The following is a 16,349-nucleotide window of genomic DNA, read 5'->3' on the forward strand; positions in this document are numbered from 1 at the left end:
GATTAAAAATTCAAATATTTGGCGATATTAATCTAATTTATAGATTATATTAATCATTAAACCTCGGCGAACTAAACACTAATGTGCTTGATACTCAGATGCAGCATCTTTGATCATCTGTGCTAAATATTGAGTCGCAGGACCTTGTGCCAAAGAGTTTTTCTCAACCAGATAAAGTGGAATATCAATCTCAAGTTTAGGTTCAACAGGAATTTGCCGCACGATTCCAGACTCAACCAATTCTTTAATCGAATGCCATGGCAAACACCCAAAACATAAATTAGCCTTAACCGCAGAAACGGCTGATTCAACAGAATGCACCGACCAGATCCGCCGGGGAACTGAATTCTCCGAATCATCATCATCTACAAACGATCGTTTATAAAAGATCTGTTTATATTTAGAGAGATCCGATAATACATAACTACTCTGCTCACTCTGAAAGATCGGATGCTCCTTATGCGCAACAGGAAGCAACCGGACTTCAAGCAACTTGGGGCCAGGGATCAAGCCATCCTCTGAAGTAGCAATTCGTAGATCGTAATTCTGTGTATCACTGAATAACAACCGAATATGCTCATCAACCACCACTTCGGTTGCTGGGAATTTTTCACTAAATTGAGTAATCGCCTGAAACAACACATCCTTTGGAAAAATATTATCCATGCTGAGTTTAATCTGTGCTTCTATGCCATTCGAAATACCATTAGCAACTTGCTCCAGATACTCGAAATCACTAAGAATAGATTGGGCCATCTCGAGTAATCGCTTCCCTGATGCAGTCACCACACAATGTTTTCCTTCCATCTGCACCAATTGCAATCCCATCTGTGACTGTAATTTTGCCATCGAATAACTGATCGTCGATTGACTTCGATTGAGATATTCAGCCGCTGCTGAATATCCTTTTTGCTGCACAATTGTTTTAAAAACGAACCATTGATCGAGTGTAGTTTTGAACATGATCACAATCCTGATATTTATTTCAGACAATGTAATGCCAATCTTACCAAGTATTTGCGAGCGTTATCGAAAAATTAGATTTAAAACCGAGAATATTTTAATTATTCATCGAAAAATATAATGATAACCTAGTGATAAATTCTTCATTAGGGAGTATATGGTGTTTCAAATCACGTTAAAATTACTCAAACAGTATGTCTTATCCTGTTTAGGACTCACTGTTTATGAGTCTGATCGAACAAGCACCTACAAATGCCGTAACTTATCCATTCACCCCAACCTATTGGCGGTTTTGTCCATCATGCACATCACATTAAATTTAAAATGGAGAAACAAAAGTGATGAATTAAATCCCGTATTTAAATCCATACTCGAAAAAACTAATCATCATATGTGTCACATATTAATCCTAAAAAGATACATATTATTCATCAATACGACATTGATAAGTTCAGGATATTACGAATATTACAGTATAAAAAAATATTATATGCCTTTTGAATTTATTATCCCAGCGCTCTTCATCCATCCAGACTAATCAGGATTCATACGTAGATAAATTCTATTTCTCATTGTTAACCGACGAAAACACTGAGCTATTTCGTGTTAAACGACGGTCACATAAATAACACAAGGGCACGAATTTATTCATATGACCCTTCTGGATTAACTTTGTTAGAAACTATGAGAAACATGATTTAAATAGCATTACTAATAAAAAATTCTCTAAAGAAGAGAATGACGGATTTCTATATTTTTAATTAAATTCTTTAAAAACCCTATTTTTCCCTACATTAAACTTTCAAGGAATAAAGTAATGTACCAATATAAAAATGGACTCGGTTTAATATTAATAGTTATTTTATTATTTTTTACCGATGAATCACCGTCATTTGCTTCCCAAGATTTAGAAACTCAGAAAGAAATTGCTCAATTAAAAGCGGAACTCGAAGCGACTAAATTAGCTTTAGCCAGAATTGAAGAAAAATTAAATGATCGTCAAAAACTGGCTGCAAAACCGTATAAAAAACCACCTTCTACTGAAAGTGTTCAAAAAAATCCTGAAGATGTAAATAGTACATTTAACTTCAGTGGTTATTTCAGAGCCGGGATCTTTGCTTCAAATTTAGGCAATCCTCAACGCTATGCTCCCGGATCATTAGGACGCTTTGGTAATGAATATAACGGCGCTTACGACATTATTTTTCGCGAGCGAGCCTTTGAAAAAGGTGATCGTTGGATCGACGCGATTATCATGATCGATGGCAATACAGGCCTTGAAAATAATGGTGAAGTCATAGGCGCAGGCCAATATGATGACTATAACCAATTTCTAGATATGTATGTCCGGACAAAAAATTTCATTCCGGCACTCCCTGGTGCTGAACTTTGGCTTGGGCGGCATAATATCGCAGGGAATGATATTCAGATGCTGGACTGGAAAAGCTCTCGGGTAAATTCAGGAGCTGGGATTGGGATCGATAAAATAACACTTCACAAAGGCTCCCTTGATATTGCGCTAGTGCGGGAGGATTTCGATTATCACGGAAAAGATTTAACGAATAACGACAATGTCATTAATCTCAACACCTATTCAGCCTTTGCTAAATTTTATCATTATCCTATAAGCTACGGTTGGAATTTAACGCTTTCCGGAAAATACCAATATCCAAATAAAACCCATGACGTAAAACAAGCCATTAGCGATGGTAGTCACTATGAACCTCGAGGAGCTATGTTACTGACAACTCGGATCGATAAGCAAACCAATGATGGTGGTTTTCAACAATTACTCTTGCAATATGGTTCTAATTCTTATGGTTCCAGTATGGGTTGGATCTCCGATGGTGCTCATCCAGATTATGGCTATTTAAATAATTTCAGAGGCGATCACCACGGCTTTGCTACCCGATTAGTTTCTCAGGGGGAACAGTATTTTTTAAATCACCGAATGATTATGGCCCATGCTTGGGTATTGGCCTACGGCAAAGACATCTATAACTATGATCAAGATATCTCTCACACCGATATGAAGGCATTAAGATTAGTCACCCGTCCAGCCTATATCTGGAATGAATACAACCAAACTGGCTTTGAACTTGGTTATTTTCGTCAGTCTAGCCGCCATGATGGCACAACTAATTATGAAAGTGCTTATAAGTTTACTTTATTTCATACGATCAAAGTCGCAACTAGTATGTTGCGCTCACGTCCCGAACTACGTTTTTATGCAACCTATATTGATATACTAAATAATGATATTACCGATTTTTCATTTACCGATGATCGAAAAAATCAACTCAGTTTTGGAGCTCAGGCTGAAATTTGGTGGCGTTAGAAATAATATGGTATGTGAAATACTCTAAATTAAAATATGCTGTTTATGCCAAAAGCTCCATAAAGGAGCTTTTGGCAACCATCATAAATCTTATTTCGCTCATCCCGCATAGGCATACTGAGACGGTAACAATGAATGTTGATCAATAATCCGATCACGCATTACTTTAATAACCCCAAACCGATTTAATGTTTTCGTTGAACTTAAAGGTGTTTCAGGATCCAAAGCCATACATAACGCAGTTGTCGCTTCAACTTCCAATACCATAAAATCAGCATGCCCATAATGCGTTTTCATCGCAATAATGTCGCCGACTTCACAGGGTTGCATCTCACTACCTTGTTCGAAAAACCAACTTTGCGGCATAACAGGTTTATGATACTCCGCCATTGTTAAAGCATTAAGTACCACCTGCACTTTTACCGGAATAGGCCAATCAAATACCTGAAGTCGTTCGACCAACTGGTAATAACGTCGAGTCTGCTCACAAGTAAACTCTTGAGCGGAATGGCCAGCAATATTCATCTTATGCCCTTCCAACTCAGTAATGAACTGAAGATCACGTCCAAGCAGCAACGTCATCCGTTGCCGCGAAGACTCGAACAACCAGCGCCATTCTTTGTTGGGTTGCAGTAACATATCCTAGCCTTGAATAGATATTCTATAATTTATAGTTCTATTGCATATATAAAATATATTACTGCCATTTGTCAAATAATCTGACTAATTTGTCGAATTAAATCGGGACCTTTATAAATAAATCCACTATAAATTTGGACCAATTTCGCCCCTGCTAATATTTTTTCTTTCGCAGCGACAGCCGAATCAATTCCACCCACCCCAATAATGGGAAGCTGATCATTTAAATAATGATGTAATTTCCGAATAATAACTGTTGAAGCATTTTGCAATGGTCGGCCACTTAAACCTCCAGTTTCTTCAGCATAATGAAGCCCTTCAACCATACTCCGATCCAGCGTTGTATTTGTTGCAATGACACCATCCACACCGTGTCTAACCAGCGAATCGGCAATCTGTTCCAGTTCTGAATCGCTAAGATCAGGGGCAATTTTAACTGCCAATGGAACAACTTTCCCATGCTCGGTCGCTAATTCATTTCGCCGGGCCATTAGCGCACTTAATAGATCATCCAAAGCTTCGCCATATTGCAATGTCCGAAGCCCTGGAGTATTTGGACTGGAAATATTAACCGCTATATAAGAAGCATAACTATAAGCTTTTTCAAGACAAATTAAATAATCATCTTTGCCTTGTTCTACCGGAGTCGTAAAATTCTTTCCAATATTAATTCCGATAATCCCTTTATACTTAGTTTGCTTGATCTGTTGGATCAAATAATCGATCCCTTTATTATTAAACCCCATTCGATTAATAATGCCTTCCGCATCAACGAGTCGAAATAAACGAGGTTTAGCATTGCCGTCCTGAGCTTTAGGCGTCACAGTTCCAACTTCTAAGTGACCAAAACCTAAGGCCCCAAAAGCATCAAGGCACTCGCCATCCTTATCCATCCCGGCAGCTAAACCGACAGGGTTACAAAAATCAAGGCCCATAACTGATACAGGATTATCTGGTATATTTTGCCGATACAAATAATTTAAAGGCGTACGACCGGTGTGTTTCATTAACTTGATCGTCATCTCGTGAGCTCGCTCAGGCCCAAACTGAAATAACAAACTTTTTGCTAGCGGATAATACATCGGAACTCCCTAAGGTAATCCCCCCGAAGATGCGGGGCTTCGGGGGGCATAGTTTACCCTAAATCTGCACAATTTAAATTCAATAAATTGAGTTCTCTCAATAATACTGAAAATTTTGCAAATTCATGGGTTGTTGATGTTTTAAAATCAGCCAGCATATGTTCCCATCGGCCAATTAATGAAGCATGAGCATCCCGCCAGCGATACACACCTGGATAAACCTCCAATTGTTGTTGTTCTAGCCAGAGAATCGCATGGCTAGCTAAAACTCGCTGCTGCCAATCGAGTTCTTCACGGAAAGAGGCTCGCGCTAATGCCTGCCAATGATTATCAACGGGCTGTGCCAGAATCTGGTTAAGAAACCAGTGCAATCCCATTTCAGCTCCTAAGCTAAAGTATAAATCCGCGACAAAATAGGTACTGCTTTCAACATGTTCACTGATTTCAGCAATATCCAAACAGGCAAATACCGAACTGAGCTGTGCCACACTCATTGCCACCGATTCAGGCACGCCCTGCTCCGTCCAATCTATAACCTTATCGTTGATTTCCTGAACTTCTTCAGGGACAAGAACTTCGGAAAGTGAACTCACCAAAGTTTCATAAGTAGGCCGATAACGTAAAATCTGCTCATCCATCGTTAGTTTACGATTTCGCTGCCGTAAGAAACGTCGGACCGAACGACGCATTAATCGACGAACTTTTCCCATCAGCTCAAGTTGAATACTCGCTTGGACCTGATTATCCAGTTGCTCCAATTCGGTATAAAGTTGGCGGATCCCAAATATTTCTCGGCTCATCACATAGCAGATACAAATTTCTGAAGCACTCGCCCCGGTATCATCCATTAACCGGAAAACGAAGTTAAATCCCATATCATCAACAATCTGATTCGCCAGTCGTGTAGCAATAATTTCACCTTTCAAAGGATGTGCAGCCATTGCCGATTGATAACGTTGCTGAAGTAACGGGGGGAATGAATCAACCAGTACCTTCTGAAAATAATCACTCTGTGTTAACTCTTCAGTATTGAGTTGTTGCTTCAAAATCATCTTGGCATAAGCAACCAAGACAGCAAGTTCAGGGCGAGTGAAACCTCGATTATTGGCAAAACGCTCACTTAATTCATCATCACTCGGTAAAAACTCCAACGATCGATCTAGCCATCCGTTTCGTTCTAAATCATGAATAAAACGGATATTCTCTTTCACAACCCCTTGCCCTAATGATTCCGTAATACTGATGCTTTGTCCTTGACGGTAAGCATGGCGTAACACGATTTGAGCGACATCATCGGTCATTTCAGTTAAAATTTTATTGCGTTGTTTTTCGGTTAAATCCCCATTGGAAACCAGTGAATTCAATAGAATTTTAATATTGACTTCATTATCAGAACAATCAACCCCACCGACATTATCCGTAAAGTCGGTGTTTAATCGTCCACCATTGCTAGCAAATTCAATTCGACCTAACTGAGTGAGCCCAAGGTTTCCACCTTCACCGATCACTTTGGCCCGAACATCGACTCCATTGATTCGAACTGGATCATTGGTCCGATCCCCCACATCGATATCACTTTCTTGAGTTGATTTGATATAGGTTCCAATCCCACCATTCCAGATAAGATCAACCGGTGCTTTCAAAATAACTTGAATTAATTCATTCGGCGTAAGCTGAGTCTGTTCAGTACCTAATGCGAGCTGTATTTCCGGGGTCAATTTAATTGATTTTGCCGTTCTGGCAAAAACGCCACCTCCTTTTGAAATAAGCGTCGTATCATAATCGGCCCAAGTTGAACGAGGGAGGTTAAACAATCGCTGACGTTCTTTAAATGAGCTTTCCGGATTTGGATTCGGATCAATAAAAATATGCATATGGTTAAACGTGGCAATAAGCTGCGTTTGCTCAGAAAGCAACATCCCATTACCAAATACATCACCCGCCATATCGCCGATACCAACACAAGTAAACGGTTGTCGCTGGCAATCAAGTCCCAGTTCCCGGAAATGTCGTTTAACCGATTCCCAAGCACCTCGGGCGGTAATCCCCATACCTTTATGATCATAGCCGTGGCTACCGCCGGAAGCGAACGCATCCCCCATCCAAAATCCATATTCCGCACTAATACTATTCGCAATATCCGAAAAAGTAGCCGTACCTTTATCGGCCGCAACCACTAAATAAGGATCATCGTCATCATGCCGAATCACCTGAGGCGGTGGAACGATTTCACCAGCAACAATATTGTCTGTAATATCGAGCAATCCTCGGATAAACGTTTTATAACTCTCGATCCCTTCTTTTAGCCATGCATCACGATCATTACTCGATGGAAGTTGCTTGCAGAAAAAACCTCCTTTGGCCCCTACTGGAACAATTACGGTATTCTTAACTTGTTGTGCTTTCACCAATCCCAAAACTTCCGTCCGGAAATCTTCTCTACGATCCGACCAGCGGAGCCCCCCCCGGGCGACTTTACCTCCCCGCAAATGCACCCCTTCAACTCTCGGGGAATATACAAATATTTCATATTTAGGTTTGGGCGCTGGCATATCACTGATTAATTCAGGCAAAAATTTAAAACAAATGTAAGGCTTACAACCGTCCTGCTGATAATAATTGGTTCGAATTGTCGCTTGAATAAGCTCCAAAAATCGTCGGATAATTCGGTCATCATCTAAATTATCGACCCCATCAAGTGCTTCGATCAGCTGGTCCGATAATAATTTTTCTTTTGCTAAGTCATAACCATCTGGATCCAAACGCACTCTAAAAATGTCAATTAACTGACGAGCTAATTTAGGATAACGGGAAAGGGCTTCTTCAAGATATTGCTGACTGAAATTCACTCCGATTTGGCGCATATATTTAGCATAAGCTCTTAATAATGCGACTTGACGCCCACTCAAGCTCGCCTGCAGCACTAATCGGTTGAATCCATCACTTTCTAACTGTCCTTTCCAAATTAAGGCTAGTGCATCCTGAAAGTTATTGCGTTGCTGCTCAAGATCTAATGTTCCCTGCCCGGTATAACACATCGCAAATTCTAGAATCCAATAATTCTGTTCATCCTGAGAATGGATCTGATAAGGCGATTCCCCAATAACTCGCAGCCCCATATTTTCCAGCATCGGCAAAATATCTGAAAGAAACAGAGGAGCCCCTCGATGAAATAATTTAAGGTGTACCTGATCACTACTGCGTTTTTCTTCCTGAGGGCGATAGAACAGCATTCCTAACTGTTCTTCACCTGCTAATTGCTCCAGCTGCAGTAAATCCGCAACGGCAGATCCTGGCATCACTGATTCTTTATAGGAACGGGGAAACGATGACTGATATTTTTGAGCTAAACGATGGGCTTCATCTTCACCAAAATTGGCAATCAGTGAATCAAACAATTTATCATCCCATGAACGCGCCGCCTCAATCAAATTCTGCTCCAGTTCCGCTAAATTAATATCAGTTCGTAAATTATCAACACGCACTAAATAGTGCGTTCTGGCTAATGCGCCTTCGGTAAAATACGTCGTATACTCCACATCTCCAACCCCATTAAAATATTCCTTTAGAATCGATTGGGTTTTTTCACGGAATGCTGTGTTAAAGCGCTCTTTGGTGGTGTAAACCAGACATGAATAGAATCGCCCATAAATATCCCGACGAATAAACAATTTGACCTGATCACGTTCTTGGATCTGAAAAACATGGATCCCCGTTTCCAATAATTCATCTTCATTGGCCTGAATCAGTTCATCACGAGGATAAGTTTCAATAAAATTCAGAAGTGCTTTGTAAGCATGGGACCCCAGTGACAATCCGGACTTTTCCATAATCCGATTCACTTTTTCATTGATCAAGGGGATCTCCATCACACTATGGTTATAAATTACGGATGCATATAGACCAATAAAGCGATGCTCTCCAATGACCTCACCTTTGGTATTGAAGGCTTTGATTCCGACATGATCAATATAAGCCGGACGATGAACTCGGGAACGATAACGACTTTTATTTAAAACAAGTGGATTTTTATTCAATGCTAAATTACGGGCATCATCCGGCAGTTCAGAAAGGACAACCGTACGCTGTTCAATATTACCGCGAAATAGCCCCAAGGGCTCTTCATTACCCAACGTTAAATGATAATCCCCCGCTACCGGTTCCAACGCATAGAAGCAATATCCCATGAAGGTAAAGTTGTCATTCCCTAACCAACGAAGAAACGCTAATTCCTGAGAAAAATCTAACCTGAGTTTTTCAGCTGCACCGGATAATTCCTCTGACAAGGTGAGTAATTTTTGGTACATCGGTTTCCAGTCAGAAACAATGTAGATTATTTCCTCTAAAACCTGAGAAAGTTCCTCTTTAAGCCGGTCAATCATTTCTGATGAAGATTGCCGATCAATCTCGATGATAATCGCCGTTTGATGAGGGATATCCTGACGCTCTGCTGTTTTACAGATGAACTCAACTAATCCATTGGACTGGCGCTGAATGGCCATGGGCTGATGTAAAAAAAGATGCGCATTGATTCCGAGACGATTTAAGGCAATACGAAGCGAGTCGACCAGAAATGGCTGATCGTTCACGACAATTTCAACAACCGTGTGAGCAGACTGCCAACCATCCTGAGACAACTCGGGATTATAGACATTAATATAGCGTTGTCCGGCGGGTGTATCCTGAAGTGAATTCCAAAGGCTAATGCCGACACCATACAAATCACTGTCGCTATGGCGCGCTAAATCAACATTCGACAAGCCGTTAAACATGCGACTCATAAAATCAATCGCTAAAGGAGCTTCATGATCAGATAATTTGCGTTCAACAATCTGATAAACTTTCTCTAACAAGACCGATGATACATGCGCTTTTGACATTGCATAATCCTTATTTAGTACAACCCAACTGATTCAATTAAAGTGTAGAGTGCTTCAATAAAAAGGCCCACTTAAAACAAGCTTCCAAGGGGTATGAAAATTCCATTTTCAAGCATCTGTCAAATTGTTAAATTATTTTCTCCAATGATTTGAATTTATGATTGTTATCCGTTGTCAGTCGAAATCGACCGATAACCCCCAATTGCGATACAAAAGGTCTAAATCGTTCTGCTGGCAATTGCAGTGTTAGCCCATTATCACAGGTCACAATAATATTTTTGGCAGTTCCCTGGTAAACACGAAGATAATCTTCATAGCTCACCGATAGACTAAAAAGAAATTGTTGCATGTAAAATCCGCTTATTTTGGATAATCAATAGTTCATTTTATGCGGTTATGAGACATAAGATCTGATGCCAAGATCCTGAGCACACCCAGTTCATTCGAACTCATCTAAAAATAACTTGATATATGAAAACAGGAGCCTAAGCTCCTGTTGAATTTCTATTTGAATAAAGCCAGTGCCTTTTCCAACTTTTCATATAAATCTTTACTGATATCCGGTAACGCTATTAGTTTATCCAACACTATTTTGATTTTAAGTCGATGAGCTTCATCGAGTCGTCCAAATTGGATCAATGGCGTAATTAAACGCGATGCCACCTGAGGATTAGAGCGATTCAATTGCGTTAGAATGTCCCCTAAAAATTCATAACCGCTCCCATCATCCGCATGAAATGCAGCTGGATTTTCATTCGTAAAGCTACCAATGAGTGAATACAGTCGATTGGGATTACTCAAACTAAAGCTCGGATGATGCAATAAAGCTTTTACCCTTTCTAATACATCGGCCCCTTCATAGCTCCCTTGCAGCGCAAACCATTTATCCATGATCAGCCCATCATGCTGCCATTTTTGCTCAAAATGATGCATAAGCTCATCACGCACCGCTAATTGCGCCTGATTAGCTGCACTTAACGAAGCCAGAGCTAACGTCATCGTTTGAGCCTGATAATATTCATCGGCAATCAACTCGGGTTGAATATAAGCGGCGAATTTTAGTAATTGAGATTTTAAGCTTCGCCATCCCGCTTGTTGCGCTTCTAGCTCACCTTGATCCAAGAGACTCGCCTGACGAATAACCGCCAAAATTTCATCTTCTAACTGCTGAGCGATATACCGGTAGAATGCATTCCGTACATCTTGAATTAACTGCATCTGAGCGACATCAAATAACTCGACCAATTCACGGGTTGTTGGAAATGCAAATAGCAATGCGGTTAATGCCGGATCCATTTTCTCATCAAGTAACGCTCCTCGCAGCGTATCAACAAAGGCCTCTGGTAACTCAAAATTCTGCCCTGCTTCAAAATGAGCCACATTAAGACGCACATATTTATGGATCAACTGTTGCAATGCATCCCAGCGACAAAAGTCATCACTGGCGAATTGAGTAATCTGCAGCAATTGCTCATCACTATATGCAAAATTCAACTTCACTGGCGCAGAAAAATGTTGCAATAAACAAGGTGTGGGTTGTTCTGATATCTCATTGAATATAAAGGAATGCTGCGCCTGCATCAGACTAAGCACCGAACCATTTCGCTCATTCTCACACCCTTTTAGCGGCATGATATGGCCTTCAGAATCAAGTAATTCGATATCAACTGGAATATGCAATGGTAATTTATCTGTTTGATCCGCGGTTGGTGGCGTCACTTGATTAAGCGTTAGTGTATAAGTATGACGCTCTGGATCATATTGATCCGTAACGTTTAAAATGGGCGTGCCTGACTGCGAATACCACCGGCGGAAAATTTTCAGATCCACACCTGAAGCATCTTCCATCGCTTGCACAAAATCATCGCAAGTCACTGCCTGCCCATCATGCCGCTGAAAATAAAGTTTCATACCCGCCTGAAAACCTGGCTCTCCAAGTAAGGTATGCATCATACGGATCACTTCTGCACCTTTTTCATAAACTGTTAAGGTATAGAAGTTATTCATTTCGATCACTTTTTCAGGACGGATAGGATGAGCCATTGGGCCTGCATCTTCAACAAACTGACGACTGCGTAAAATGCGGACATTATTAATGCGTTGCACCGCTCTAGAATTTAAATCTGAGCTAAATTCCTGATCCCGAAAGACAGTCAATCCTTCTTTTAAAGACAGTTGAAACCAATCACGACAAGTCACGCGATCACCGGTCCAGTTATGAAAATATTCGTGCCCGATCACCGATTCGATCCCCATGAAATCTTGATCGGTTGCCGTATCCCGGCTAGCCAAAACATATTTGGAGTTAAATACATTCAGGCCTTTGTTTTCCATGGCCCCCATATTGAAGAAATCAACGGCGACAATCATGTAAATATCAAGATCATATTCAAGATCAAAGCGCTCTTCATCCCAACGCATCGCATTTTTAAGCGACGCCATCGCATGATGCGCCCGATGTAAATTGCCCTTATCTACAAAAATTTCCAGTGCGACCGACCGACCACTTCGGGTTATAAACGAATCCTGTAACTGATCAAAATCACCCGCAACTAATGCGAATAAATAAGAAGGCTTAGGAAATGGGTCCTGCCACTGCACCCAATGGTAACCATTCGCGAGGGTCCCTGATCCTATTTTATTCCCGTTAGATAATAAAAATGGATACGCCTCTTGAGGAGCTTCAATACGCGTTGTAAACGTGGCTAACACATCCGGACGATCTTGATAAAATGTAATACGTCTGAATCCTTCGGCTTCGCATTGAGTACAAAATGCAGCTCCGGACTTATATAAACCTTCTAAGGCCGTATTATTTTTAGGATCAATTTCGGTGTGCAGTGTCAACTGACAAGAACCTAGCCCATGAATCTGTAAACCTGTATCCGTGCGCTGGAAATCAGAATACTCTTGACCATCTACTTTCAGACTCACCAATTTAATGGAGACATCACCATCCAGTAATAATGGCTCTCCAGGCTTGATTTGTTCTATATCCAGCGAAGCAACAACTTGAGTTTGATGATCATCCAGTCTCACATCCAAATCGACATGACGGGTTGTAAACGCAGGAGCAACATAGTCTTTACGATATTTAGCGACAGGTGCAGACATACCAAATCCTATAGCAATGAGAATATGTCTCTAGTGTAATCAAACTAATTTTGTCAGCAACCTAAAACAGCGATACATTCCATATTGTTAAGATCTGTATAGACGTAAAAAACAAAGAACCGGCATTCAGCCGGTTCTTTATGGTAAACGATACCCAATTCTGCTTACAAAACACCAACTGCATTTAGAAAGACCAATAAGATGGCAAGCGGTGAAATAAATCGGACACAAATCAGATAGTGCCCAAATCCACGCTGCATTTCAAAACTGCGGGCCGTCCGTTTTTCAGATTTCATAAACCATCCCACAAAAATAGCAGTCACAAATCCACCTACCGGGAGCATGATATTCGCAGTCACATAATCCAGGATATCAAAGAAGCTATGTCCTATCACTCCGAATAGATTCTGAGCACCGGCGAAATCAAAAATAGCCCATTTAGAAGGGGTAGCCCAATCAGCTCCCGTCATCGAATAGATTGAGCCGAGGCTTAATAACCAAATCAAAATACCACAGACAATTGCACCACCAGTACGGCTCATCCCTCGACGTTCAACAAAATAAGCAACTGGAGATTCAAACAATGCAATCACAGATGTGAATGCTGCAAAAGTCACCATGATAAAGAATAGTGTTGAGATGAAACCACCCATTGGCATATTACTAAACGCGATGGGTAACGATTTGAACAATAATCCAGGGCCAGCACCAGGTGCAATATGATGCGCAAACACCACAGGATAAATGGCCAATCCAGCAATTAATGCAACAACCGTATCCGCAACAGCAATGGCAACTGATGTTTTAGCAATAGAAGTCCCTTCTGGCAAATAGGCTCCATACATGACCATGATGCCCAAAGACAAGCTTAATGTAAAAAAGGCATGCCCTAACGCAATGATCACCCCATTAAAACTCAGCTTACTGAAATCAGGATAAAACATGAAATGAAATGCGCCCGCAAAATCACCGGTGGCACAAGAGTAAAGCATGACAATAACCAGCAGAATAAACAATGCAGGCATCAAATATCGCACAGCCTGTTCAAGCCCTTTGTTCACACCTCGGGATAACACATAAACAGCCGCAACAATAACAATTGTCGTAAACAGAATGAGCTTACTCGCTGATCCTAATAACCCCGAGAAAACCGTTCCAATAACATCAGCATTTCCGGCTGCTGCTGAAACTTGTCCGTCCGCAGAGTAATAGATATATGCAACCGCCCAGCCGGCAATCATGGCATAGAAGCTCAGGATCAAAAATCCGGCAATGACAGCCATTGCACCGTTTAACCCCCACCGTTTTGACAAGCCATGGGTTTGGGCTACTTTAGCCATTGCATGGGCCGGTGTAGAGCGACCTTCTTTACCAATATAAACTTCTGCCATCATCACTGGAATACCAATCAGAACAATGCAGATAAGATAAACGAGGACAAATGCCCCGCCTCCGTTTTCCCCCATAATATAAGGGAACTTCCAGAGGTTTCCTAATCCAACTGCGGCACCTGTTGCAGCAAGAACATAAGCAAATTTACTGGACCAGCGGTTGCTGACCGATGTTGTATTTGTCATGAGATAGTTTCACTATTCCTTAGAATTATATAGTTCGTACCTGTTTTTCACGCGTGATCTAACCATAAAGCGGTAGGAAATAATAGAATTCAGGCATATAAGAGCAATAATTTGGATAAACTATCTAATAAAAATATAAAAATTAGTATAAATTTCTTATTATATAAATTGTGCTGGTTTATTATTCGAACAAAAACTGTTCTTTTTACAACTAACTCTCTTGTCATCTACACATTTATATCTATTTTGACAATAAATATACTAAAATTGTGCATAATTAGAGCGCACCACATCATTCGCTTATTGGTCATTTCACTGTTGGCAATGCATTAAATCCACTTTGCAAGAAATTCTGCTCAAAAATTTGGATCAATTCAGTACTGGATAATTTAGGATCTGTATCCGCAAGCTGGCTGGCTAACATCACAAAAGGCCGCAGTTGATGTGCCTTCTGAATGTATCCGGCTAAGTTTGCAACGCCCGCCATTGATCCGGTCTTAGCGAAAACGTGACTGACAAACGGTTTTTTTAACAAAGCGTGTCGATACCGTAATGTACCATCGACACCCGCCACAGGCAGATCATCAATCAAAGGGCGAAATCGCACATGGTTTTGCCATAACTGTAAAACCTTATACAGTGTATCGGCATATAATAAATTTTCACGAGACAGGCCTGAACCATCCATGAGAATCTGATTTGATTTCTGGATCCCATATTTCGCCAATATCTGCCAAACCGCTTCCGCACCACTTTGATAGCTTCCCGATTGGCTATCGTCAACCGCCACGCCAAGTCGTTTAAACAAACTATCCGCGATTAAATTATCTGAATGTTTGAGCATCTCTTTTAACAATTCAGACAGCGGTTTGGACTGATTCGACCACTGCTGCGTCACCCGAGCCAAATGCCCTTTATTAAACATCAATTGATGAGACCAGCTTATCTCATTCTGCTTAAAATACTTCGTGACAATTGCCTGTATATATAACCTTGGATCCATGACTGAAAAGGCTAATGGCATCACCCCATTTTGCTTAGGAAGGCAACCGGTTAAGACAAAATGATTATGGCTAGTCGCCATTAATAAAGGTTCACATTTTAATTGACCTACATCACCCGTAATAACCTGATTATCAAAACTAACACCTGCATAATTTTGCGTATGTAATCGCGTTAACTGCCCACTCTGAGTCGGTTTTAAGTTACCGAGAATACAGTTGCGATTCACCATAATGGCCGACACCGGAGCGGCAAAACAGATCCCATGATCGTTCCAAACCTGACCAATTCCCCAAGGATGACCCGAATAAATAGAATCATCGATATAAAAATGACGAACCGAACGGATTCCAGCTTGCTTTAAATGAGACAAAAGGGTCTGGAGTTGAGTCAGTGTTAAAGTAGGATCACCTTGGAAAATAAGCCGGATATCGGCCTGAGAAGAGCTAAATGCGTTGATTTCAAGTACTGTATTAAAGTGAAAATCAGCCCCCAACTGACTCAAGGCGGCGGTGGCCGTCACGAGTTTCATCAAACTAGCAGGTTTCACTAAATACTGTGTATTTTGATGTTGCCAAGAAGACTGCGTAACAACCAATGACCCATTGGGTTCCAGACCACGACCGACAGCCAGTGTACTGATAAGTAATAACAATCCCCCAATCACAATCCGCACTCTATATTTCCTTTACTTAAGCAGCCAAGACCCACTGAGCTTAACAAAGTGCAGATAAAAAGAAAGGCAGTTTTCACT

9 protein-coding genes are annotated in these 16,349 nt (G+C 40.9%); 1 reads left to right on the forward strand and 8 read right to left on the reverse strand.

Annotation, left to right across the window (positions count from 1 at the left end; translation table 11 throughout):
* Window positions 1-78: 78 nt before the first annotated feature.
* A complete protein-coding gene (locus tag ABUE20_RS07485) occupies window positions 79-963 on the reverse strand; it encodes a LysR family transcriptional regulator (protein WP_408619255.1) in 885 nt (294 codons plus the stop codon).
* Window positions 964-1,780: 817 nt separating this feature from the next.
* Here ABUE20_RS07485 and ABUE20_RS07490 point away from each other — a divergent pair.
* Entirely contained in the window at window positions 1,781-3,301 is a 1,521-nt protein-coding gene (locus ABUE20_RS07490) for a carbohydrate porin (protein WP_408619256.1), read from the forward strand.
* A 99-nt stretch (window positions 3,302-3,400) separates the two neighbouring features.
* Here ABUE20_RS07490 and ABUE20_RS07495 read toward each other — a convergent pair whose 3' ends face one another.
* From ABUE20_RS07495 to dacB, 7 genes are all read right to left on the reverse strand, one after another.
* Window positions 3,401-3,940 (reverse strand): cell division protein ZapC domain-containing protein, encoded by a 540-nt coding sequence (locus ABUE20_RS07495; RefSeq protein WP_408619257.1) that lies wholly within the window; start codon window positions 3,938-3,940, stop codon window positions 3,401-3,403.
* Between the two features lie 71 nt (window positions 3,941-4,011).
* On the reverse strand, window positions 4,012-5,022 hold the full coding sequence (gene pyrD / locus ABUE20_RS07500; RefSeq protein ID WP_408619258.1) for a quinone-dependent dihydroorotate dehydrogenase: 1,011 nt from the start codon (window positions 5,020-5,022) through the stop codon (window positions 4,012-4,014).
* 53 nt (window positions 5,023-5,075) lie between these two features.
* Complete coding sequence (locus ABUE20_RS07505; RefSeq protein ID WP_408619259.1) at window positions 5,076-9,902, reverse strand: NAD-glutamate dehydrogenase; 4,827 nt, start codon at window positions 9,900-9,902, stop codon at window positions 5,076-5,078.
* Window positions 9,903-10,029: 127 nt separating this feature from the next.
* The gene (locus ABUE20_RS07510; protein WP_408619260.1) at window positions 10,030-10,251 is read right to left on the reverse strand and encodes a DUF2835 domain-containing protein; all 222 of its coding nucleotides are present in this window, start codon (window positions 10,249-10,251) and stop codon (window positions 10,030-10,032) included.
* A gap of 155 nt (window positions 10,252-10,406) precedes the next feature.
* The gene (gene pepN / locus ABUE20_RS07515) at window positions 10,407-13,016 is read right to left on the reverse strand and encodes an aminopeptidase N (protein ID WP_408619261.1); all 2,610 of its coding nucleotides are present in this window, start codon (window positions 13,014-13,016) and stop codon (window positions 10,407-10,409) included.
* Between the two features lie 164 nt (window positions 13,017-13,180).
* Window positions 13,181-14,593 carry a sodium-dependent transporter gene (locus ABUE20_RS07520; RefSeq protein WP_408619262.1) on the reverse strand — a complete coding sequence of 471 codons (1,413 nt, stop codon included), beginning with the start codon at window positions 14,591-14,593 and terminating at the stop codon, window positions 13,181-13,183.
* 307 nt (window positions 14,594-14,900) lie between these two features.
* Window positions 14,901-16,271 carry a D-alanyl-D-alanine carboxypeptidase/D-alanyl-D-alanine endopeptidase gene (dacB, locus tag ABUE20_RS07525; RefSeq protein ID WP_408619263.1) on the reverse strand — a complete coding sequence of 457 codons (1,371 nt, stop codon included), beginning with the start codon at window positions 16,269-16,271 and terminating at the stop codon, window positions 14,901-14,903.
* Window positions 16,272-16,349 lie beyond the last annotated feature (78 nt).

It is taken from the genome of Celerinatantimonas marina, from assembly GCF_046054165.1.
GTDB lineage: Bacteria > Pseudomonadota > Gammaproteobacteria > Enterobacterales > Celerinatantimonadaceae > Celerinatantimonas.